The 22,244-nt window shown below is 62.4% G+C and carries 18 protein-coding genes and 1 pseudogene; 6 read left to right on the forward strand and 13 right to left on the reverse strand.

What is annotated here, in order from left to right:
* Nucleotides 1-6: 6 nt before the first annotated feature.
* From ACSSU5_RS24060 to ACSSU5_RS24090, 7 genes and pseudogenes are all read right to left on the reverse strand, one after another.
* A complete protein-coding gene (locus ACSSU5_RS24060; RefSeq protein WP_492560023.1) occupies nucleotides 7-1,152 on the reverse strand; it encodes a carboxylate-amine ligase in 1,146 nt (381 codons plus the stop codon).
* 6 nt (nucleotides 1,153-1,158) lie between these two features.
* Entirely contained in the window at nucleotides 1,159-2,112 is a 954-nt protein-coding gene (locus ACSSU5_RS24065) for a methyltransferase (RefSeq protein ID WP_492560024.1), read from the reverse strand.
* A complete protein-coding gene (locus ACSSU5_RS24070; protein ID WP_492560025.1) occupies nucleotides 2,112-3,446 on the reverse strand; it encodes an iron-containing redox enzyme family protein in 1,335 nt (444 codons plus the stop codon). Before ACSSU5_RS24070 ends, ACSSU5_RS24065 begins: the two co-directional genes overlap by 1 nt.
* A 67-nt stretch (nucleotides 3,447-3,513) precedes the next feature.
* A pseudogene (locus ACSSU5_RS24075) lies at nucleotides 3,514-3,633 on the reverse strand (con-10 family general stress protein); the annotation flags it as partial.
* A 222-nt stretch (nucleotides 3,634-3,855) separates the two neighbouring features.
* Complete coding sequence (locus ACSSU5_RS24080; RefSeq protein WP_492561360.1) at nucleotides 3,856-5,139, reverse strand: NTP/NDP exchange transporter; 1,284 nt, start codon at nucleotides 5,137-5,139, stop codon at nucleotides 3,856-3,858.
* Nucleotides 5,140-5,143: 4 nt separating this feature from the next.
* A complete protein-coding gene (locus ACSSU5_RS24085; RefSeq protein ID WP_492560026.1) occupies nucleotides 5,144-6,052 on the reverse strand; it encodes an aldo/keto reductase in 909 nt (302 codons plus the stop codon).
* A gap of 88 nt (nucleotides 6,053-6,140) precedes the next feature.
* Nucleotides 6,141-7,034 (reverse strand): Dyp-type peroxidase, encoded by an 894-nt coding sequence (locus ACSSU5_RS24090; RefSeq protein WP_492560027.1) that lies wholly within the window; start codon nucleotides 7,032-7,034, stop codon nucleotides 6,141-6,143.
* A gap of 197 nt (nucleotides 7,035-7,231) precedes the next feature.
* Between ACSSU5_RS24090 and ACSSU5_RS24095 the strand changes: the two genes are divergently transcribed.
* Entirely contained in the window at nucleotides 7,232-8,131 is a 900-nt protein-coding gene (locus ACSSU5_RS24095; RefSeq protein ID WP_264313306.1) for a bile acid:sodium symporter family protein, read from the forward strand.
* A 12-nt stretch (nucleotides 8,132-8,143) separates the two neighbouring features.
* On the opposite strand, the gene ACSSU5_RS24100 is transcribed toward ACSSU5_RS24095, so the two are convergent.
* Nucleotides 8,144-8,611: a sterol desaturase family protein gene (locus ACSSU5_RS24100; protein WP_264313305.1), complete on the reverse strand. Its 468-nt coding sequence runs from the start codon at nucleotides 8,609-8,611 to the stop codon at nucleotides 8,144-8,146.
* Nucleotides 8,612-9,025: 414 nt separating this feature from the next.
* Between ACSSU5_RS24100 and ACSSU5_RS24105 the strand changes: the two genes are divergently transcribed.
* Together ACSSU5_RS24105 and ACSSU5_RS24110 are read left to right on the forward strand one after the other, a co-directional pair.
* Complete coding sequence (locus tag ACSSU5_RS24105) at nucleotides 9,026-9,739, forward strand: MgtC/SapB family protein (protein WP_264313304.1); 714 nt, start codon at nucleotides 9,026-9,028, stop codon at nucleotides 9,737-9,739.
* 37 nt (nucleotides 9,740-9,776) lie between these two features.
* Complete coding sequence (locus ACSSU5_RS24110; RefSeq protein ID WP_492560028.1) at nucleotides 9,777-10,283, forward strand: GNAT family N-acetyltransferase; 507 nt, start codon at nucleotides 9,777-9,779, stop codon at nucleotides 10,281-10,283.
* A 16-nt stretch (nucleotides 10,284-10,299) separates the two neighbouring features.
* Here ACSSU5_RS24110 and ACSSU5_RS24115 read toward each other — a convergent pair whose 3' ends face one another.
* The 5 genes from ACSSU5_RS24115 to ACSSU5_RS24135 all read right to left on the reverse strand — a co-directional run bounded on the left by ACSSU5_RS24115 (nucleotide 10,300) and on the right by ACSSU5_RS24135 (nucleotide 16,590).
* Entirely contained in the window at nucleotides 10,300-11,868 is a 1,569-nt protein-coding gene (locus ACSSU5_RS24115; protein ID WP_492560029.1) for a sensor domain-containing diguanylate cyclase, read from the reverse strand.
* A gap of 43 nt (nucleotides 11,869-11,911) precedes the next feature.
* Complete coding sequence (gene xth, locus ACSSU5_RS24120) at nucleotides 11,912-12,706, reverse strand: exodeoxyribonuclease III (protein ID WP_492560030.1); 795 nt, start codon at nucleotides 12,704-12,706, stop codon at nucleotides 11,912-11,914.
* 103 nt (nucleotides 12,707-12,809) lie between these two features.
* Nucleotides 12,810-13,787: a DNA-binding protein gene (locus tag ACSSU5_RS24125; RefSeq protein ID WP_492560031.1), complete on the reverse strand. Its 978-nt coding sequence runs from the start codon at nucleotides 13,785-13,787 to the stop codon at nucleotides 12,810-12,812.
* Nucleotides 13,788-14,105: 318 nt separating this feature from the next.
* The gene (locus ACSSU5_RS24130; protein ID WP_492560032.1) at nucleotides 14,106-15,806 is read right to left on the reverse strand and encodes an ATP-binding response regulator; all 1,701 of its coding nucleotides are present in this window, start codon (nucleotides 15,804-15,806) and stop codon (nucleotides 14,106-14,108) included.
* A gap of 202 nt (nucleotides 15,807-16,008) precedes the next feature.
* Entirely contained in the window at nucleotides 16,009-16,590 is a 582-nt protein-coding gene (locus ACSSU5_RS24135) for a response regulator (RefSeq protein WP_264313298.1), read from the reverse strand.
* 208 nt (nucleotides 16,591-16,798) lie between these two features.
* Here ACSSU5_RS24135 and bcsQ point away from each other — a divergent pair, with 208 nt between their 5' ends.
* The 3 genes from bcsQ to bcsB are packed head-to-tail and all read left to right on the forward strand — an operon-like array spanning nucleotide 16,799 to nucleotide 22,236.
* Entirely contained in the window at nucleotides 16,799-17,764 is a 966-nt protein-coding gene (gene bcsQ, locus ACSSU5_RS24140; protein WP_492560033.1) for a cellulose biosynthesis protein BcsQ, read from the forward strand.
* Nucleotides 17,761-19,911 carry a UDP-forming cellulose synthase catalytic subunit gene (gene bcsA / locus ACSSU5_RS24145; protein ID WP_492560034.1) on the forward strand — a complete coding sequence of 717 codons (2,151 nt, stop codon included), beginning with the start codon at nucleotides 17,761-17,763 and terminating at the stop codon, nucleotides 19,909-19,911. Before bcsQ ends, bcsA begins: the two co-directional genes overlap by 4 nt.
* Nucleotides 19,912-19,965: 54 nt before the next feature.
* Nucleotides 19,966-22,236: a cellulose biosynthesis cyclic di-GMP-binding regulatory protein BcsB gene (gene bcsB, locus ACSSU5_RS24150; RefSeq protein WP_492560035.1), complete on the forward strand. Its 2,271-nt coding sequence runs from the start codon at nucleotides 19,966-19,968 to the stop codon at nucleotides 22,234-22,236.
* The last annotated feature ends 8 nt before the right edge of the window (nucleotides 22,237-22,244 follow it).

Raw genomic sequence — 22,244 nt, forward strand, 5'->3', positions numbered from 1 at the left:
CCAACCCTATCTTATTGCAACCCCAGCAACTGACAACGCAGCACTTCCTTGCGCCATCACCTGCTCGACCACGGCCTGTAACGCTTGTGCAGCGCTTTTGCCATCTGCGTGTGCCTGCGCCATGCAGTGCAGTTGTCGGTCCGCGCTAGTGCCTTCGCGCAGAATGCGCCGGGCATGCTGGAAGGAACGCTCGGCGTCTGCAGTGTCGACCGGCAACTGGCCCTGCAACTGCGCCAGCCAACCTTCGGCGGTAACGGGCTGTTGCTCGTGAGCACCAATGAATTGGCCCTGGCGCCCGTAGCGCATGGCTCGCCAGTAATTTTCCTGCGCAACCCAACGCAGCGCTCGATTGAAAGGTGTGCGCTCATGCCTTGGCTGCAGGCTGTGTTCCACCAGATGGCGAAACAACCCAGCGATGCTCAAGGCGTCTTCCAGGCAAGGGCAGCCATCACAGATACGCAGCTCCACCGTTGGAAAGCGCCGCGAAGGCCTTATCGCCCACCAGAAATCGCCGTCGGCAGCCAGCGACCCGGTGCGCTGCAGCAACGCCCGGTAGCGTTCGAAGGCCGACCAGTCGGGCAACGGTTCTGGCAGCCCCATATGCGGCCACTCGCCACAGATCACCCGGCGGTAGCTCATGTAGCCGGTAGCCTGGCCCAGCCACAGCGGGGAGGATGTGCTCAGGACCAGCAACAGCGGCAGCCAGCCCACCAACCGATTGATCAGTTGCATGCGATCACAGTCCAACGGCACCCCCACGTGCACATGCAGGCCATTGAGCAGGCTGCGCCGTGCCACATGCTGGTAGTCGTCGAACAGCTGACGGTAGTGTACCGAGGGGGCAGGTTTTTGCCGCAACCAGGGCGCATTAGGGTGGCTGGCGGCGCTATACAGGCCCACCCCTTGCATCGACAGCACTTCGCTCAGCCGTTGCCGGGCATGCAAGAAAAATTCACGCGCCTCGAACAAGTTGGCGAATACGGGCGAAGCTACCTCTACCTGGCTACGGAACATCTCTTGGGCAAAGTACGGCCCCAACACCTCGCGACAGTGCCTGGCCAGGCTCGGCGCAGGCATCGTGGGCACCTTGCCCGTGGCCAGTTCCACCAGCAGGTATTCCTCTTCAATGCCAAACGTGCAAGGACGGTGCATGCTGTTTCAGCCGTTACGGGTGACAGTAAGTGCAACAGCGCTAATGCGCTCCACGTGCTCATAGCCGTGCTCGGCAAGCTGCTCGCCGAACACGTCGGGGTCGATTTCCCGGTAGACCCAGGACCATTGCGGGCCTGCCAGGCGCAGGCGAACGGCCTCAAGCAACGCATCACGGCCTTCAACAATCGCAACCCCGGTATAGAGCAGCAAGGTGCCCCCAGCGCTCAGGCGCTCGCGGGCCTGCTCGACGATACGCAATGACAGCTCGGCGCCGAGCGCCCCCCCGCCGTGCCGGTAAGTGCGCGCACTGAGGTCGAGCATGTAGGGTGGATTTGCCACGATCAGGTCAAAGGTGCCGGTAACACCGCCTAGCAAGTCACTGGGCTCCACAGACACATTGCTGATACCCGCCAAGGCCGCGTTGATAGCGGTATAGCGTAGCGCCAGCGGATTGATGTCCACCGCGTTGACCTGTGCATGCTGCGCAGCGCGGGCGATGAGCAATGCCCCCACACCACTGCCGCAGCCGATATCGATCGCATGTTCTATGCGCGTCGGGCAGCGCTGCAGCTGGTCGTGAATGACGCGGGCAAAGCGGTAGCTGTCAGGGCCGAAAAAGACCGCGTCACTGGCATGTGTCGGGTAGGCCGAGTGAAGCAGCAGCAGGTCATCCAGGCTTGACCAACGCACCTTGCTGATCATCAGTTCGCCGCGTTGACCCAGTGCCTGCGCACGCTGCAGCTGGTGCAGTTCGTCGGCCGAGAGTAGCGAAGGCGTAAACGGTCGGCTCCAGCCGAACACGTCGCGCAGGTTCCTGGCCTGCCTGGCACCCTCGCGGGCGTTGTTGCGGGCATGAGTTGCCGGCGTTACGCAGGTGAAGTGATAGCCGTCCGCACGCAAGCGCTTGCCTAACTGCAGCAACGCCTGGTCGGCCTGGGCCTGATCTGGGGCGAGCATCATCAATGACACCCTTCTTGAACCAGGCCGGTGGCGTTCACGAACGCCTGGGTGGCCAACAACCCCTCCGGCGACGCGTGACGGTTGCCGGCCATGCGCTGCACCAGGGCATCCAGGGGCTCTGCCCCCTGGCTGGCAATAGGGCTGTCGTCCGGTGGCAGGTTGATGTCCCAGCTACCCGGCATCACGCGCCGATGGTTGGCCTGCCAGTCGTCAGCGATCCAGTCGTGCCACAACTGCTTTTCGTAGGCTGTAAATACGCCGAACATGACCGCTGCAGGCCCGTCGATGAGTTTCCACCAGCGGCTGTTCACAGGGTTCTCTGCACGCCGGATCCAGCCTTGGGTCTGCAGCGCATCGACGAAGGCCGCAATGCCACCCGGTTCGGCCAGCCATTGATTGACGGTGCGTTGTTGCAGGCGGCAATGGTCGGAGTGCATGAATTGCCCATACTGGCGCTTGCGCTCCAAGGCGGCGAACAACTGGGCCTGGAGGTCGAATTCGGCGACCAGGGTGGTAGCCGCGATGCCTAAGTCGTTCAACCGGTAACCGTGCCGCACACGCTGATAAAAGCGCTGCTGATGCTCTGCCGGGCAGAGTTGCCGCAACGCCTGGATGGACAGGTGTGCATGGCCACTGGCGGCGTTATCGATGGTCACATGCAGTTGGAAATAGTGGCCGTCAATGCCCAGCTCAGCCAGTTCATACGTGGTGATCAGCAGATGCAGGGGTGGCTGCTCATAGCCCAGGTTGTAACCCAGTACTTCGGGCAAAAACGCATCACAGTGCTGCCCCAGAGCCAATTGCAGGGCGCCTTGCAAATAGCGGCTGTCATCCAGCTGTGGCAGATCCAGGCAGCCAAGCCGGCTCAGTAGCCGTTGGTAGATCAACACGTGATTGCAACGTGGATCACCATTACCCAGCTCTTCCAGGTACGTACGGATCAGCCCATGGTAGCGCGGGTCGCGCCAGTGCTTCAGGGTGCCGTGCAGCCAGGCGCCATCCACCGCTTTGGTCGGCGCAATTTGTTGCAGGAACCACAACGCATGGGCGCGGTTGCTGAAAAACCGACGTGGCCCACCTTGGCGGCGCTGCTGCAGGTATTGGGCATAGGCCTGTGCTACCTCAGCGGCATGCTGTGCGCTCCACGCGGGGAGCTCTGAGGGGTGTGCCGGGAGGTCGTCCGGACAATGCTCGACGCGGGCTATTTGCTCATCCAGCCACGCAGCGCTTGTGGCATCGTGACCTTGCAGCAGGTTCTGGTAGCGTTGTTGCAGGCTATGGCTTGCGGTCTTGGACCGTTGTTGGGCAGTGCTCTTGCAGGTCATCACTGTCATGCCGTGCCCCTCTGAATGCAGTGCCAGGTTGCCCCGGCACTGCGGATCCCTCGGTTACCAACGACTGTTACGAACGGCCGCCTTTGCGGCTGGTGTCGTGGGGCATGTTGCCCCCGGAAGACTGGCCGCCTTTACGTCCGGCTTCAGACGCTTTTTCACGGTCGTTGGCGAAGTTGCCTGGGTTTTTGCTGCCGCCTTGGCTGCCCTCTTTACCCTGGGTGCCGGTGCGGCTGTTCTCTTTGTTAGCCATGGTCTTCAAACCTCGTATGACTTCAGGATGCACGGCACTGGGCCGTACATAGGTTCGGAGTTCAGCGATATCGAGGGATTCGTTTTATTGCCACAGGTTCGGACCGGTGGCGTTAAATAAGCGGCGGCTGTGTATTTGGCGCGCCAGGCGACGCCCAGGCTACTCGCTATCAGGCGTATCGAGCCGCACTTGTCGCCGGCCCAGCCAACTGCCCGTGGCCGCCCAGCCCATGGCGATCGCTGCCCCCATCAACATCGCCAGTTGCGGGTGTTCGGCCATGACATCCAATGCCCGCTTGACCCAGCCGCTCATCGCGTCCCCGCCGCGGTACACCACGGTGTCGATGAAGCTCTTGGCCTTGTACTTGTCCTCTGCCGGCAGCACGGTGAAGAGCATCTCGCGCCCTGGCCGGACCAGCGCATACTCACCCGCCCTGCGCACCACCATCACCACCACGAAGGCGGCGAACACCGGCGCCAGTGCCAGCCAGACAAACCCTGCGGCCATCACCAGCGGGACCGCCACCAGCAACACGCCTACGCCCATCCGCCGCGCCAGGCGCCCGGTCAGAAACACCTGGGTGAGAATCGCCAGGGCCTGGACCACGGTGTCGATCAGGCCGAACACCTGGGTCTGCCGGGTGCGGTCGGTAAAGGTCTCGCTGACGATGCGCGCCTGTTCGAAGTACAAGAACGTGCTGACGCTGGCCAGCAAGACCACGAACAGCGCGATGCCCAGCAGGTAGGGCGAGCGCAGCACCGCAGTAGCCCCCGCGAAGGGGTTGCCACCCAGGGGCTTGGACGTCGAGCGCTGCAGATGCGCCGGCAGCGGATGGCGACCCCGCCAGCGCTGCAAGAAAAGCGCTGCGCCCGCACTGCCTAACAAGAACAGCCCAGCCAGTACAAGCAGGCCGGCGTGCCCCAGCGGCCCCACCAGCACGGTGCCCAGGATCGGCCCGCTGAGCCCGCCCAGGCTGGCACCTGCCGCCAGCAGGCCAAACAGCCGTTTGCCTTGTGCGGTGGAAAACAGGTCGGCGAGCACGCTCCAGGCCAGCGAAATGGTCAGCAGGTTGAATACTGACAACCAGATGTAGAAAGCTCGCGCATTCCACACGTGGTCAGGGGCCTGGGCAAATAGCGCGGCGAACAGCAGCAGGTTGCTGGTGAAGAACCCATAGGTCCACGGCAGGATATGCCGCCGCCGCACGTTCGATGCCAGCCACCCGAACAACGGCAGGCAGGCCAGGGTGGCGACGAAAGTGCCGGTAAACAGCCATTGCAGGTTGTCTACGCCGCCAGCCACGCCCATGGTCTCGCGCACCGGGCGCAGCATGAAGTAGCCGGTGAACAGCAAGTAGAACAGCGACAAGCCGGCCACCACCGCCGGCCCTTCGCCCGGCTGGATGTTCAGCCCCGTGTCCAGTCGCCGCCGCCAGCCTGCCATGGCGTCAGGCAAACTGCTTGATCAGCGCCTGTTGCTGCGCCTGGCTGAGCAGCGGCATGTGCCCGGCCTTGAGCTGGTCGAGCTGGCGATCAGGGCGGCTGGTGGCGGGAATCACCGTGGTCACCGCCGGGTGGCTGATGGCGAACTTGAGAAACAGCTGCGCCCAACTGCCGATGCCTGCTTCGGCGGCCCAAGCGGGCAAGGGCTGGTCCTTGACCCTGGCAAACAGCCGGCCATCATCGAACGCTCGATTGATCAGCACGGCGACGCCCTTGTCCTGGCACAGTGGCAGCAGTTCACGCGCGGCGTGAGGCGCGTTGACCGAATAGTTGATCTGAATGAAATCCAATGGCTCGCTGCGCACGATCCTGGCCACTTCATCCTGGCCGCTGTTCAGGTAATGGGTGATGCCGACATAGCGGGTCTTGCCCTGCTGCTTGAGCTCGCGGGCATAGGGCAGTTGAGTCTGCCAGTCACGCAGGTTGTGGATTTGCAGCAGGTCGACCTTGTCGGTCCGCAGGCTGCGCAGGCTACCCGCCCACTGCGCTTGCGCGTCGGCGCGGCTGTCGGCGGCGATCTTGGTGGCAAGGAAGCACTGCGGGTGCCAACCACCCTCTTCCAGCAACTGGCCCAGGATGCTGTCGGCGCCGCCATAGTTGGGCGAGGTGTCGATGACCTTGCCGCCCCCTTCGAAGAAGGCTTTGAGCACAGTACTGAGCTGCTGATACCCGGCTGTACCGGCTTCAACCTCGAAGCTGCCAGAGGTCCCGGCACCGATCACCGGCAAGGCTTCACCCGTGGAGGGGATCTTGCGGGTCAGCAGCCCGCTTGCTGCGCTGGCGTGCAACCAGGGGTTGGCGGCCAGCAGTCCCAAAGCTGCACCGGCGCGTAGGACATCACGACGTGCGTACATAGAAAGCTCCCGTCATGAATCGGAAACTTTCAAGGCTAGCCGCCCTACCCCGCGCCGGCGAGTGATTCTGTATCTGGATATTTAGCGATCAGGCCGGCAACAGCAAGCGCAGGTCCAGGCCCAGGCCCAGGCCCCCCTCACCCATGGGCGGACACCAGTAATAGCCGCCGGTCAGTGGTCGGCTGAAGCGGTAGAGGCCGTCGATAATGCCGTCTTCCAGGCCGCTCATGCGCCGCAGTTGCACTTCGAAAGCATCGAAGCTGTGGCCCAGGGCAACGAAGGCAAGGCCTGCGCCACGGGCGTCGGCCCAGGCGACCGAACGACGGACCATGAACGCCTCAGGTTCGAAGCTTTCCTGGGCGGTGCGCTTGACGTGCGCGGACGCTGGGGCATCGTCGAGCTCTTCGTTATCGCTCAAACGACGACCGATGATGTTGTCCTGGTCTGGCTGGGGCAGTGACTTGAAGTACGCCAGGTCATGCTTCCACAGCTGGAACGCGGCAAAGCTGGAGCCCTTGAGGCCGGGTTGTTCGTCGTCAGCGATGGCGGCTTGCACGGCGTCTTCGTCCACCGGGTTCTCGGTGCCGTCTTCGTAGCCGGTCAGGTCGTGGCCGCCCCGGTGCAAAAAGCCATCGACGCTGTCTGCCAGGCGCAGCGCGGGTGCCACTGCCTGTTCCAGGGCCTGGGCGCGCAGCAGCAGGTCACCGCGCTCGTTACCCCGCAGCCACAGCCACAGGGCGTGTTGGGTGCTCGGGTTCTCCACGGCGGCATCCAGCAACGGGAAGGCACGCAAGCCCGGCACTTCACGGCCCAGGGCCTTGGCCAGGGTCGCACCGACGCCCAGGATCAGCTGTTGCCCATCGACCTGTGGCAGCAAGGCGTCGAGTGCAGCGGGCAGCGCTTCGGGCGTGTGCAGCGTGAAGAACAGGTGGCGGGCGTGGGCCGGCACCGGCGTGGCAAGCAGACCTTGCTGAAACGACATGACAGGCTAATCCTTGGTAAAAGCGCGCATGCTACTGCGCCGGGACGCCCATCGCAACGCGGCATGCAGCCGCTGAGGGTGGTCAGCCCGTTAACAAAAAGTTACCAAGAGGTGGCGCTTTGCAATTAGCTATCGATACAGCGCCACCTACACTCCTCGGACTACTTCGTGCGCCCCCCTGATCCGAGAGCCTCTTCATGACTGCCTCGCCCCTGCTCACCGCGTTCCTGCCCCTGGCTTTGGGCATCATCATGCTCGGCCTCGGGCTGTCGTTGACCCTGGCCGATTTTGCCCGAGTGGTGAAGTACCCCAAGCCCGTGGTGATTGGCCTGGCTTGCCAGATTCTGTTGCTGCCGCTGGTGTGCTTCCTGATCGCCAACGGTTTTGGCCTGGAGTCTGCCCTGGCGGTAGGGCTGATGTTGCTGGCGGCCTCCCCTGGCGGTACCACGGCCAACCTGTTCAGCCACCTGGCCCACGGCGATGTGGCGCTGAACATCACCCTGACGGCGGTCAACTCGCTGATCGCGATCCTCACCATGCCGCTGCTGGTGAACCTGTCGTTGAGCTGGTTCATGGCGTCGGACCAGGCCATCCCCTTGCAGTTCGCCAAGGTCTTGCAGGTGTTCGCCATTGTCCTGCTACCGGTGGCGCTCGGCATGCTGATCCGCCACTTTGCACCTCGTTTCGCTGGGCGCATGGAAAAGCCGATGAAGTTGGTGGCGGCGCTGTTCCTGGCCTTCACCATCATCCTGGCGTTGGCCAAGGATTGGCAGACCGTGGTCGAATACGCCCCGGTAGTAGGCCTGGCGGCACTGGTGTTCAACCTGCTGAGCCTGGCCGTGGGCTACTGGGTACCCCGGCTGTTGCGGATTCCCAAGCGCCAGGCCATTGCCATCGGCATGGAGATCGGCATCCACAACGGGACCCTGGCAATCGCTCTGGCCTTGAGCCCGTCGTTGTTGAATAACGCAACCATGGCAGTGCCGGCGGCGCTCTACAGCCTGATCATGTTCTTCACGGCGGCAGGGTTTGGCTGGTGGGTGAGCCGCGGGCACGTGGCAGAAGCCCCCGAGGCTCAGGGTGATGCAGTCAACTGACTGCTGTGCCGGTCAGCGGCGGTTGCGGCGGTCCCGCAGCTGGCGCTTGAGCACTTCAAGGGGCGGTGCGTAGAAAAAGCCGAACGACACACTGCCTTGCCGGCCTTTGACTGCATGGTGAAGCCGATGGGCGCGATGCAGCCGCTTGAGGTAGCGGCTGACTGGCTGCGGTTTCTGCGGCCAGTGGCGATGAAAGAAGCCGTCGTGGGCCAGCACGTACAGCACGCCATACCCTGCCACGCCCCCGCCCACCCATTGCAGCGGGGCGTACCCCGCTTTGCCCAGCGCAACCAGCCCGGCAGCGATCAGCCCGAGCGCCAGCAGGTACAGGTCGTTGGTCTCAAGCATGCCCAGGTGTGGTTCGTGGTGCGAACGATGTAGCCACCAGCCCCAACCATGCATGATGTACTTGTGAGCCAGCGTGCCGACGCCCTCCATGGCCACCAGTGTGCCGACCAACATGGCAAGATTGAACAGCATGTAACGGTCCGGGTGGTGGCTAGGGAAGGCGCAAGGGTACCGACTGCGCGCTTTTTTTTCTATGTAGCCGTGACGGGCTGTAGGCACTTTCTTGATGAAGCCGTTGTCATGTTTTTGCCCTTGACCTCGCCTAGCTCGCGGCGTAAGGTCCGCGACGCAATTTCGCATCCCTGAACAGGAGTCCTGCATTGGACAGTAGCCCCAGTCGCTTGCGACAGGCCCACTCGGCGAGCTAGTCCGGCAGTGTCCTGCCACTGTCTCGCTGTATTGGCGTGATGGTGGATCTCTCCAGCCCTTGTGGCTGAAGCCTTCCTCTTTTCCTACCCTTCGTGGTCCTGCGCATTTTCTGGTTATTCAACCACGCCTACTCGTGATGGCGTTCATGCGGGCATGTGCCCGTGGAAGAGGTTTGCTATGGATTGGAAAGTCTTTCTGCTGCGCGTCAGCATTGCCCTGCTGCTGGGCGCGTTGATTGGCGCCGAGCGTCAACTGCGTCAACGCCTGACCGGCTTGCGTACCAATGCGCTGGTCAGCACCGGTGCCTGCCTGTTCGTGCTGATGACCCAGGCAGTGCCGGGCATGGCCCCCAACGATGCCTCGCGCGTTGCCGCTTATGTGGTGTCGGGGATCGGTTTTCTCGGGGGTGGCGTGATCATGCGCGATGGCTTCAACGTGCGCGGCCTGAATACTGCCGCCACCCTGTGGTGCACGGCCGCGGTTGGCGTACTGTGCAGCCTTGGCCTGTTGCTGGAGGCGACACTGGGCAGCCTGGCGGTGCTGTGCGCCAACATCCTGCTGCGTGATATCGCCCAGCGCCTGGACCGACAGGACATCGTGCCGGCGACTGAAGTAGAACAACGCTTCGAGGTGCGCGTGGTCTGCCGTGCCGAGGATGAAATCCAGGTGCGCAGCCTGATGCTGCACAGCTTGGGTGATCCGGAACTGCGCCTGCAGTCGTTGCACAGTGAGGACTTGCCCAACCCGGCGCGCCTCGAAGTCCGCGCCGAACTGCTGGGCAACCCACAGGCGCCCGCCCAACTGGAGCGGCTGGTCAGCCGGGTGAGCCTGGAAAAGGGTGTAAGCTCGGTGCGCTGGCAACTGCAGCCGCAGGTGACGGCAGCAGACTAACGGCCACCCACCCGACGACGGCTTGCAGGACCGATTTGTGAACATACGCCCTACTCTTACCCGCGACATCCCCTGGCTCGCCGAAGTCGAGCAGTCAGCCGCTCAGGCCTTCGCCCAACTGCCAGCGCTGGCCTGGCTGGCGCAAGGCGCTGTGCTGGACAGCACAGCGCATCAAGGTTTCGTCGACGCAGGCGCAAGCTGGCTGGCGGAGGGTGACGCGGGGCAGATTCTGGGCTTTGCCTGCGCACAGAGGCAACAACAGGCCTTGCACATTCATGAGATATCCGTGCGCCGGGAGGCCCAGGGGCAAGGTATCGGGCGCCTGCTGCTGAACCGGCTGGTCGACGAGGCGCGTGTAGCAGGCGCTCGCGAAATGACCTTGACCACCTTTGCCGACGTGCCCTGGAACGCGCCTTTCTATGCGCGCTATGGGTTCGAGGCAATTGCTGAGGGCCTGCTGTGCCCGCGGCTGCGCAAGATCCTGGCCAGCGAAAATGCCCACGGGCTCACGGGGCGTTGTGCGATGCGCCTGAGCATCGATTGAGCAGCGCTGGCCCGACTCATGGGTCTGCACCCACCACCACACTGCTCGCCACGCAGTATCCATCCCGCCCCTGCCGCTTGGCCTGATACAAGGCGCCATCCGCCGCCGCCATCAGGCGCTCGGGGGTGACCGTTTCTCGGGCCAGGTCGCCAATCGCAATCCCCGCGCTGAATGACACTCGCCCCAGCGGGCTGCCACCATGCTCGATCATGTGCCTGCGCAGCATCAGCTGTATTTCCTGAACGACAAGCTCGGCGCCAGGCCCATCGGTATCGGGTAGCAGCAGCGTAAATTCCTCGCCACCGTAGCGCACGGCCAAGTCTGCCGGGCGCCTCAATGCCTGTTGCAACAGCTCGGCGAAACGCCGCAGGCATTGGTCGCCGGCAAGGTGCCCGTAACGGTCGTTGTAAGCTTTGAAGTAGTCGAGGTCGAGCATGACCAGCGCCACTGGATAACCTTGCCGACGTGCCCGCCGAATTTCCGCGTCGAACACCGCATCCAGCCGCCGGCGGTTGCCAAGCCCGGTCAAGCTGTCGGTCAACGCCAGGGATTTCAAGGTCTGGTGCGCCTGGTGCAGCGCGCGTTCTATGACAATGCGCTCGCGCAACTGGCGCAAGACCACCCCGCCGAACGCCGCCAACCCCACCAGCAGCATAAACAGGACAGCCACCGACTTGATCGCATCTTGCCGCCAGGGCGCCACGATCGACTCCCGCGACAGACCCGCTTCCACCACCAGCGGATAACTCGACAGCGCCCGGTAGGCATACAACCGGGGCGTGCCATCCACGACCGCCACCGCCTCGGTCACCCCTTCGCTGGCATACGGCAAGTGATTGCGAAAGATCTCGCTGTTGGCCAGTGTCCGCCCCACCATCCTGGAAACAAACGGCCGGCGAACCAGAATGGTGCCGTCGCGCTTGGCCAGGACCAGTGCGCCGCGCTCGTCGATCTTGAAATCGCCGTAGTAGCGCACAAACCAGTCCACCTTGATGGTCCCCAGCAATACCCCGGCAAAGCGCCCGTCGCCATAGTCCAGGCGCCGGGAAATGGGAATGATCAGGTCGCCGGTCGAGCGGCTGCGCACCACCGAGCCGATGCGTACCTGGCGGTCGCGATGGGTGCGGTGGTAAATGAAATAGTCGCGGTCGGCATTGTTGGCGCTGGGTGGTATCGCTGCCTGGTCGGTGACCAGCCAACTGCCATCGGGGCCATACACGAACAATCCGTGCAACTGCGGCATGAGCGATTTCTGCTGAGCCAGCAAGGCATGTAGCCGTGGGCGATCGATATGCGCGAAACCGTCACCTTCCAGGCGCTCGGCCAGGGACGCGGTGACGACATCCACCTGGCGAATGGCGTCCTCAGCATGCTGGGCCGTGGCCCGGGCAAGGTTGGTCACCATGTTCTCGGCGTTGCTGAAGGCGTGGCGGTAATCGCGCCAGATTCGCCAGCCTTCTACCATCACGAAGGCCAGCATCACCACCACCATGAACGTCAGGACCAGGCGGAACAGCGCCACGGCGCGGCCCTCGCTGGTTACCGCGAAGTGCCCCTCGTCATCCTGTTTCCTGGCTGCGCACATTGAGTTTCCTTGCCATACCACATTCGCCGCTTATGACTATAGTTCAGCGCCGTTTTCGCGAAGCCAACTCGATCCATACCGGGGCATGGTCGCTGGGCTTGGGCCCGTTGCGGACCCAGGCATCCACCCCAGCGGCCTTGAGGTAAGGCGCGAGTTGCGGGTTGAGCAGCAGGTGGTCGATACGCAACCCGGCATTGCGCGGCCAGTGGTTGCGAAAATAGTCCCAGAAGGTGTAGACCCGCTCATCAGGGTGCAGATGACGCAGCGCATCGGTCCAGCCCTGGCTCAGCAAGCGCTGGTAGCAGTCTCGGGACTCAGGTTGCAGCAGTGCGTCTTTGAGCCAGGAACGTGGGTTATAGATGTCGAAATCGGTCGGCACGACGTTGAAATCACCGGCCAACACCACCGGATGACCGCTACCGAGCAGGGTGGCGGCATGTTCGATCAGGCATTCGAACCAGCGCAGCTTGTAAGCGAACTTCGGCCCAGGTTGCGGGTTGCCGTTGGGCAGGTACAGGCAGCCGATGACCAGCCCCTGCACGGCAGCCTCCAGGTAGCGGCACTGGTCATCATCCTCCATGCCGGGTAAGCCGCGGCGTACTTCCAGTGGCGCGCTACCCCGCGCGAGAATGGCGACACCGTTCCATGAAGGCTGTCCCTGGTACAGGCAGCCGTAGCCCACCGCTTCCAGCGCTTCACGAGGGAACTGCTGATCGGGCGCCTTCAGCTCCTGCAAGCAGGCGATGTCGGGCTTTTCTCGCTCCAGCCAGGCGATCAACGCCGGCAATCGACTGCGAATGCCGTTGATATTGAACGTGGCGATCTTCAGCGCTTTCATGCGTCAGGGTCGCCAGCACGGCGTCTTCTGCTGCGTTCAGTGTTCATGTGCGTGGCGCCTCGCTACCCGCGTTGAATGTGAGAGCCCTGCCCTCGGCCAACGTTCAACCGGGTGCCTTTACCTGCTGCGCTTTCAATGCGTCGTCCCGCAGTTGCAGTTCATCTTCCAGGTGCTGCAACTGACGGACCTGTTCGGCATACAGCTCGCGCTTGTCTTCGAGGATCTGCGCTTGCACATCCAGTTGACGGCGCATTTCCTCACTTGCGCCCTGGGCCTGGGCCAGGATGGTACGTAGGCCCTGGATCTGCGCATCGCGCTGCTCAAGGAGTTCGTCCCGTGCCTTGCGTTCGCTGGTGGCTTGCCGGTGTTCACCCAGCAAGCGCTCGTTATCACGGTGCAGGCGGGTCAGTTCATCCTGCTTGACGATCATACCCTGCTGCAATTGGCGCACCTCCACTTGCAGCTGCTGCAGCTGCGCTTCGTGCCGGCGTTGCTCCTGCTCACGTTGTTCGCGGCTGGCAGTGCGGTAATGCTCCAGCGCATCGCGGGCATGGCGATGTTTGTCTTCCAGAGAGCGAACCTGCTCTTCCTTGTCGTTCAGGCGCAATTGCAGCTCGCCCAATGACTGGTTGAGGCTGGCGCTGCGCAGTTGTTCTGCCTGCAGGGTGCTTTGCGTGGATAGCAGTTTCTCCGATTCGGCTACCAGTGCCGCGTCCTGGATTTTCTGCTGTTGATGCGCAGCGGCCAGGGCCTCTTGAGCCAACTGCAATTGCGCTTCGAGGTGTTCACGTTGCTGGGTGAAAACGCTTTCGGCCTCCTCGATGCGTATATCCGCCTCTTCCTGCAGCTGAGTTGCCAACTGCCCAACAAACCTTCCAATCGCATCGCTCAGCCCTGGGGTGCCCGCAGACGCCACGGTTTGCTGGCCATTGAGCTCCTTCAGGTAGCGATGGATCGTGCTTTTCGAGCCGGTATTACCCAGCTCGATACGTACCGCATCGATGCTGGGATTTTCCCCGCGGGCGATCAGCGCCTGACGCGCCTGCTGCACTACAACCTTGTTGATACCGCCCCGGGCCATGCTTGCTCCTACGATTTTGTAATGTGGTACGTAACATGTAATTACGTACCAATTTTGACTGGAAAGCGACCATGCTTCAAGTGCTATCTGACATGGAATAATCACGGCTTATCGCATGTGAACCGTTAAAAAGGCGGTTTTTGAGTAGTAAACGCGTACAGCAGCACGCTGGACTGATTTGGAGGGATATTGCGGGCGCGTCAGGGCGCCCAGCGCTGGAGACAGCGAAGGCAAGGCGCGAAAGAATTGGCAGTGGCTTGGGCAGATGACGACCGCTAGGGTCTGCAGGAGGGCTGTTCTAGATGTTGGTGACTTTGATCAGGTCTGCGCCGAGCAGGCGTACTCGTCGCTTCTGCTCACCAAGGCTTGATGGAGCTGCCGAGGCGAAACGGGCTTATGCAGCAGCGGAATGCCGCTGGCCCGCGCCTCTCTCAGGCGTTCAGGTGCGGTGTCTCCGGTAATCAGCAGCGCTGGCAGCGTGGGCCCGAAAACAGCGCGCACCTTGCGTATCGCATCAGCGCCGGTCTTCTCATCACGCAGTCGAAAATCGCTGATCACGACCTGAACCGGCCAGCCGGCCAGCCGCTGCATAGCGGCGTCATCCATGCTTTCCTCGGTGCGGCAATCACAGCCCCAGTCACTCAACAGGTGTTCCATGGCCTGGCGAACGATCGCATCATCTTCAATGACCAACACGCACAGCCCCTGCAACCGGGTACCGCAACTTGGCTGAATCTCCAGGCTGTTGAACGCGTATTCGCGCGTGCACCGCTTGGCGAGCGGCACACGGATGCGAAAAATGCTGCCTCTGCCAGGCTCTGAAACCAAGCTCATGGCATGGTTGAGCGAACGCGCCAGGCCATCGGTAATCGCCAAGCCAAGCCCCAGGCCTTTGGTGCGGTCCCGTTCCGGGTTACCCAACTGGTGGAACTCACGGAAGATTTCTGTCTGGTGCGCCGCAGCGATACCGATACCGGTATCCACAACCTCAATCGACACATGGTCACCACGTTGGCGGCAACCGATCAGCACCCCACCGCGCTCGGTGTAACGAATGGCGTTAGTAATCAGGTTACGTAGCATCAGTTCCAGCAACGCAGGGTCCGAATCGACTGCCAGTGCGGTTTCACGGCTTCGGTAAACGATCCCCTTGGCATCCGCCTGCCCGCCCAGCTCGATTTCGAGTTTGTGAAGCAGCGGTTGCAGCTGGAACGTACAGTGCTGCGGCTCGATCACGCCCGCTTCGATACGCGAAAAGTCGAGCAGGATGTTCAGCATCTGAGCGGCAGCCTGGCTGGCGGCTCGCGCATTACCCAGGACTTTGTGCTGGACCTCGGACAGATCGCTGGAAGCCAGTACCTCAAGGAACAGTTCCTGGGCATGAACCGGTTGGCGAAGGTCGTGGCTGGCCGCTGCAAGAAACTTGGACTTGGCCTGGTTGGCCTCTTCCGCCTTGATCCGGGCTTGCTGCAAGCGCCCTACCAACTGCAGGTTTTCGAAACGTAACGCGATCGACTGCCTGGATGTCCTCTGCACAATCAGGGCCTGGCCGAACTGACCGGCCACGAACAACGTACAGCCAACGGCCAGTACGTTGTAGGCGTTGCCATCAATCATCAGCAAGCACGCATTGATCACCACCAGTTGCGTCAGCTGCATGCTGGCATACAACGGAAAGACCGGTGCCAGCAACGACACCGCGTTACCGCTGACACCTGCCAGCGAAGCCATCACCAGCAGTTGCTCCGGCAGCGAGCCATGGCCCATCTCGATCCAGGCGAGTGCGCCCCAGGCGAACCCTTCGAACACCTTGATCAGGCACATGTGCCTGATCAGCCGCTGGGCATTGTCTGGTGTGACGCCGGCCTTTAACCCGCGGATGGCATAGACCACGCACAGTACACGCCCGGCCGTGACCAGCCCAAGCCAGCCCAGCAGTTGCCACCTGTGCTGCGGCGAGTCCAGCGCGCCCACCAGCACCACGGCCAACGCCAGGCCCAGGAACAACGAGTTCTTCATGCCTTCAAACACCTGGCGCACCTGCTCCACGCGAATACGCGTCGCCTGGTCGAGGCCCTGAAGATTGTCGTCTGCGTGATCGTCCCTGAGTAAAATCTGTCGAGTCCTTTCTTTGTGTGAGAAGCCAAACGCGAAGTGCTTTGGAATCTACTTCCGTCACGTGTACGAAGGCAAGTGCGCGATCACAACGGGGTTGAGCCCCTCAATCGACCAGTTTCAGGCGCTGGGCACGGAAAGCGGCTTGCGAACGGCTGGAGACCTCCAGCGCCGCCAGCAGCGCCTGGACATGGCCACGCACTGTGTTCTCGGACAACCCCAACTGCTTGCCAATCGCCTTGTTCGGCAAGCCACGGTGGAGCAAGCGCAACACTTCGAGCTGTCGGGGTGTCAAGGGCGGAGGCTCGCTAGCCGGGGGCAACCCGATACCCAGAAACTGCCCCACCAGCTCCAGCATGTGAGCCGGTTTTTCTGTTTTTGAGATGAACGCTCGGGCACCCAGGGCTTTCACGGCCTCAGCCACGTCGTCCGGGTGAGCGGCAGACACCACGACCAACTGCGCCTCAGGCCAGCGCTCACGCATCAGCGGCATGCCTTCCAGCCCGCTCAGGCCCGGCAGCTGCAAATCCAGCAGCACCAGGTCAGGTTCGTCGGTCAGCGCAAGGGCTTCGTCCAAAGCCCCCGCTTCGATGATTTGCACATTCGCCAGCCCCGTCGACAGCACCATGGCGATGCCTGAACGGAACAGAGCGTGATCGTCTACGAGTAACAGGCGAAGGGTTTTCATAAACCCAATGAAACCTGAGGACAACCGACGGCGCAAGCAGTCCATCTGGACTATGGCGTGCTGCGCCGGCAACCGCATAGCCTTTAGGGAAAGTGCCATGCCGCTTGCGCATCGGCCAACAACACGACGAAGGAACGTATGAATACGCCCATCTGTGGTCTCTCACGCTCACTCCGCCAGCCGTTATCGATTGTTCGAGGCCAGCCCTATGCCGCGCGCTGATGACATTGCCAATCTGTTCCAGTGCATCGGTGTCAGCCCAAGCGGCTACCGGGAAATGTCGAGCCTGCTTGGCACTGCCCGCACGCTTGAAAGCCTACCCGTAGACATTTCCCGCCCTGGCTTGGCTAACGCTCTCCCCCAAAACGCAGCGCCCCAGGCCAAGCGAGCCGTGCAGGCTCAGGTTGTGGTGGTTGCGTCCGCTAACGGCGGGGTCGGTAAAAGCACCGTCGCAGCCGCATTGGCCATGGCCTTCAACCGGGGCAGCCGCACCTACGCCATCGACCTGGACCCGCAGAACGCGTTAACGCGCCATTTTGCATTGCGCACCAGCAAACCCGGGCTGGTGCAGTTCCAGCAAGGCAGCGCCACCTGGCAGGAGATTGTCCACAACAACGCCCTTGGGGGCTTCTGCCTTCCCTTTGGCGCTTGTACCCACGAGCAGCAGCGTGAGTTCGAACGAACCCTGTACGACAACCCCGATTGGTTGGCCTGCCAGCTCGCGCAACTGCACACCAGCCCTCGCGATACCTTGGTTATCGATACCCCGACTGGCAGTTCGGTATACCTCGACCAGGCACTGGCCATCGCCGACCTGGTGCTCATGGTGACAACACCCGCTGCGGCCAGCTATCACGCCCTCCCGCGCCTTGAACACATCCTCAAGGCGCGGCAAACCGGGCAACCTCGCGTGCCTCTGCGATACGTCATCAACCAGTTGGACACCACCCGTGACTTCAGCCAGAGCATGCTCGCTGCCTTGCGCAAGCGCTTGGGCCCAGACCTGCTGGGCGTGATCCAGCATGACCATTTCCTGGCCGAGTCGATGCCCAGTGAGCGCCCCACACTGGGCAGCTTGCCCTCTACCAAGGGCGGTCTGGACCTGCTGGACCTGGCGCGTACGCTGCAACTCGCCCTCAGCCAGCCCCAGCTTTCGCAACTGAGTACCTCATGAACCTGCCCGCCCCGACGCCATCCCGTGATGCGCGACCCGACCGCTGGCTCGATCACCTGGGTGACCGCGCCAAGCCTTACCGCAAAGCCCTGGTGATACTGCTGGGCACTATCGGCCTGGTGCTGCTGACCAGCATCATCAGTGCGCCACTGGACCTCTACAGCCAGTGCTTGTTTGCCGCTGCGTGTTTCTGTATTGCGCTGCTGCTGCGCAAGCTGCCAGGTCGCCTGCCGGTACTGGCACTGGTCGTGCTGTCACTGATCGCTTCATTGCGCTACATGTACTGGCGCCTCACCGAGACCCTGGGCTTTGAAGACTGGCTGTCAGCCTGTTTCGGTTACGGCCTGGTGCTGGCCGAGCTCTATGCGCTGGTGGTGCTGCTGTTCGGCTATGTACAGACCGCCTGGCCATTGCGCCGCAAGCCACACCCCCTGAGCGACACACCGGCGGACTGGCCAACGGTCGATGTGTTCATTCCCACCTACAATGAGTCGCTTGATATCGTTCGCCTGAGCATCTTCGCTGCCCAGGCGATGGACTGGCCTGCTGACAAGTTGCGTGTACACGTGCTCGACGATGGCCGGCGCGACGAATTTCGCCAGTTCTGTGCCGACATCGGGGTGAATTATCTGACCCGTAACGATAACCAGCACGCCAAGGCCGGCAACCTCAACGCGGCGCTCAAGGTCACCGATGGCGAATACGTCGCTATTTTCGACGCCGACCACGTACCCACGCGCTCTTTCCTGCAGATCGCCATGGGCTGGTTCCTGCGCGATCCAAAGTTGGCAATGCTGCAGACACCGCACTTTTTCTTCTCGCCCGACCCCTTCGAGAAGAACCTCGACACCTTCCGCGACGTGCCCAATGAGGGTGAGTTGTTCTATGGCCTGGTGCAGGATGGCAACGACCTGTGGAATGCCACGTTCTTCTGTGGCTCGTGCGCTGTGCTACGGCGTTCGAGCCTTGAAGAAGTGGGAGGGGTCGCGGTGGAGACCGTCACCGAAGATGCCCACACAGCCCTCAAGCTGAACCGCGCCGGCTACAACACCGCCTACCTGGCGATCCCTCAGGCCGCAGGCTTGGCCACCGAGAGCCTGTCACGGCATATCAGCCAACGCATTCGCTGGGCGCGCGGCATGGCCCAGATATTCCGCACCGATAATCCGTTGCTGGGCAAAGGGCTGAATCTGGGGCAGCGCATCTGTTATGCCAACGCCATGCTGCACTTTTTCTATGGCCTACCTCGCCTGGTGTTCCTGACGGCGCCACTGGCCTACCTGGTGTTTGGCGCAGAAATCTTCCATGCCTCAGCGCTGATGATCACCGCCTATGTGCTGCCTCATCTGTTTCACGCCAACCTGACCAACTCGACCATTCAGGGGCGGTTTCGCCATTCGTTCTGGAGCGAGGTTTATGAGACGGTGCTGGCCTGGTACATCATGCCGCCCGTGCTGATGGCCCTGGTAAGCCCCAAGTTCGGTGGTTTCAACGTCACCGACAAAGGCGGCATCATCGACCGCGGCTTCTTTGACTGGCGCCTCGCCCGCCCCTATCTGGTGTTGCTGCTGTGTAACCTGACCGGCCTGGGCTTTGGCGTCCACCAGTTGATCTGGGGTGACCCTTCGACCCGCACCACGGTGCTGATCAACCTGGCCTGGACCCTCTACAACCTGGTCATTACCAGTGCTGCGGTTGCCGTCGCCAGCGAGACGCGCCAAGTGCGCCGTGAGCCGCGGGTTCAGGCAAGGCTGCAGACCCGGGTCATCTTGCCCGATGGCCGCCAGTTCTTTTGCCACACCCTGGACTTCTCCCAGCGAGGCGTTGGCCTGGAACTGCCGCCGCGCATCAACCTGGCGTGTGGCGATCGCATTCAGGTTGGGCTCATTCGCAACCAGCAAGTCGTGGACTTCGAAACCACGGTCGTGTTCAGCAATGACCGCGCGGTCGGTACCGAATTTGCGCCGCTGACCCTGCAACAACAAAGCGACCTGGTGCGCCTGACCTTCGCCCGTGCCGACACCTGGGCCGGCAACTGGGGCAACGGCGAGCCTGACTCGCCGCTTAGCGCACTGCGCACAGTCAGCCGCATTGGCATGGGCGCACTGCTGGCCCTGTTACGCAATAGCGCCATTCGGCGCACCTAGCAGGCCATCGCGAACCCGCCAAAGCCTCGTCAAAAAAAAGCATCTGGAACTACCATGACCCTACATACCCCGCGCCGGACTGACGTGCGCAGCTGTCTTCGCCTTGCCGTGCTGGCCGGCTCAAGCCTGCTCGGCCTGAGCGCTCACGCGGCGCTAGCGCTGGCCGAGGAGCCCGCTGCAACGTCCCCAGGCAGTGCCAGCTACAACCTCACGCTCAAGCAACTTGGCCGCCTCGACACCATCAACCTGCAAGGCACCGAGTCCTCGGACGGTGTGAGCTTCGGTGTGCGTGCCGACCAGGTGGTGACGCATGCCCGGCTGCTGCTCGACTACAGCTACTCACCCGCACTGCTGGCAGACCTTTCGCAGATCAACGTGCTGGTCAACGACGAGGTTGCCGCCAGCCTGGCGCTGCCCAAAGAAGGCGCCGGCAAGCCACAACAGCAAACGGTCGATATTCCTGCACCCCTGATGACCGAATTCAACCGCTTGCGCCTGCAGTTCATTGGCCACTACACCACAGGCTGCGAAGACCCTCTGCACAGCAGCCTGTGGGCCAAGATCAACACGGCCAGCGAGCTGCAGGTGCAGGTCGCGCCCATCCGCTTGCAGGATGACCTGTCGATTCTGCCGCTGCCCTTCTTCGACCGTCGCGATTCCCGTCAAGTGGAGCTGCCGGTCATCTTTGCTGCGCCCCCTTCGGCGGGCGCCCTTGAGGCGGCCGGTACGCTGTCTTCCTGGGTCGGTGCGCTGGCCGCCTACCGTGGCGCCAGGTTCCAGGCCAGTGTCGGGCAATTGCCAGCACAGGGCAGTGGCATTGTCCTGGCGCTAGCAAGCAAGCCCGTGCAACTGGGCGAGCTTCAGCTTGCCGAAGCCAAAGGCCCCACCGTGAGCCTGCTTAGCAACCCCCGTGACCCGTTTGGCAAGCTGCTGGTAATCACTGGCCGTGACGAGGCCGAGCTCAAGCTGGCGGCCAATGCGGTAGCACTGGGCAACAAGGCACTGGACGGCGCCAGTGTGCTCATCAACCACATAGAACCCCTGGCACCCCGTCGCCCCTACGATGCACCAAACTGGTTGCCGACTGATCGCCCGGTGAAACTTGGCGAACTGATCGCACCCGAGCGGCTTAGCGTCTCGGGCTACAACCCAGGCAGCATCAACATCCCTTTGCACTTGCCGCCTGACCTGTTCAGCTGGCGGGAAACCGGCGTACCGCTGAACCTGAAGTACCGCTACACGCCGCAGCAGCGCTCCACCAACTCGTCGCTGCTGGTGAGCTTCAACGACGCCTTTGCCAAATCGATGCCCCTGCCCCCACTCGGCAACCTGGGCGAAAGCGACCTTTCTGCCTGGCTGAAAAAGGATGCAAGCCTGCCCCGAACGTCGACAGTGCTGCTGCCGCTGGCCAACGCCACGCCGCGCTCACAGCTGCAACTGCGCTTCATGTACGACTACATCAAAGAAGGGGAATGCCGCGACATCATCATCGACAACATGCGCGGCCTGATCGACCCGGAATCGACGGTTGACCTGCGCGGCTATGACCATTTTATCGCCTTGCCCAACCTTGGCGTGTTCAACGACAGCGGCTTCCCTTTCACCCGCCTGGCTGATTTGTCGCAGACTGCCGTGGTCATGCCCGAGGGCAGCGCTGAGCAAGAGTGGAGCACGTTGCTGACCGTGCTCGGGCGCTTTGGCCGCTCTACCGGATACCCCGCCACAGCCGTGCGCGTAGTGGATGCCAGCACGGTGCAAGCGGTTGCCGACCGCGACCTGCTGGTGATTGCCTCCGGTAACAACCAACCGTTGCTGGAACAATGGGCCAAGCACCTGCCGGCGATCACCAGTGGGGCGCGTCCGTACTTCTCTTTGTCGGACCTTGGCTTGCAAGTACGCGACTGGATCACGCCATCGGCCCATGCGCAAGAACACAAGGCGCAACTGCAAGTGAACTACTCCGGGGCCAACCGCAGCACGTTCCTCAGTGGCTTCGAATCCCCGCTTAGCGCTGGCCGCAGTGTTGTGGTGATCGCGGCAGGCAGGCCCGAATCGCTGGCCGACGCCACTGCCGCAATGCTCGGTGGCGACCAGTACCAGGACAGCATTCAGGGCAGCCTGGCGGTTATCAATGGCGTGAAGATCGACTCATTGGTGGCTGAGGAGCAGTACTACGTTGGCAAACTCGGGATGGTCAAGTATGTGCAATGGCAGCTTGCCCGGCATCCCCTGCTGATGCTGCTGGTCATGTTGCTGGGCCTGGCGGTGGTCAGCTCGCTGCTCTACCTCGCCTTGCGTGCACGTGCGCGCAAGCGTCTTGCCTAAAGGGGCTC

The organism is Pseudomonas sp. E1MeOHC2, assembly GCF_058745025.1.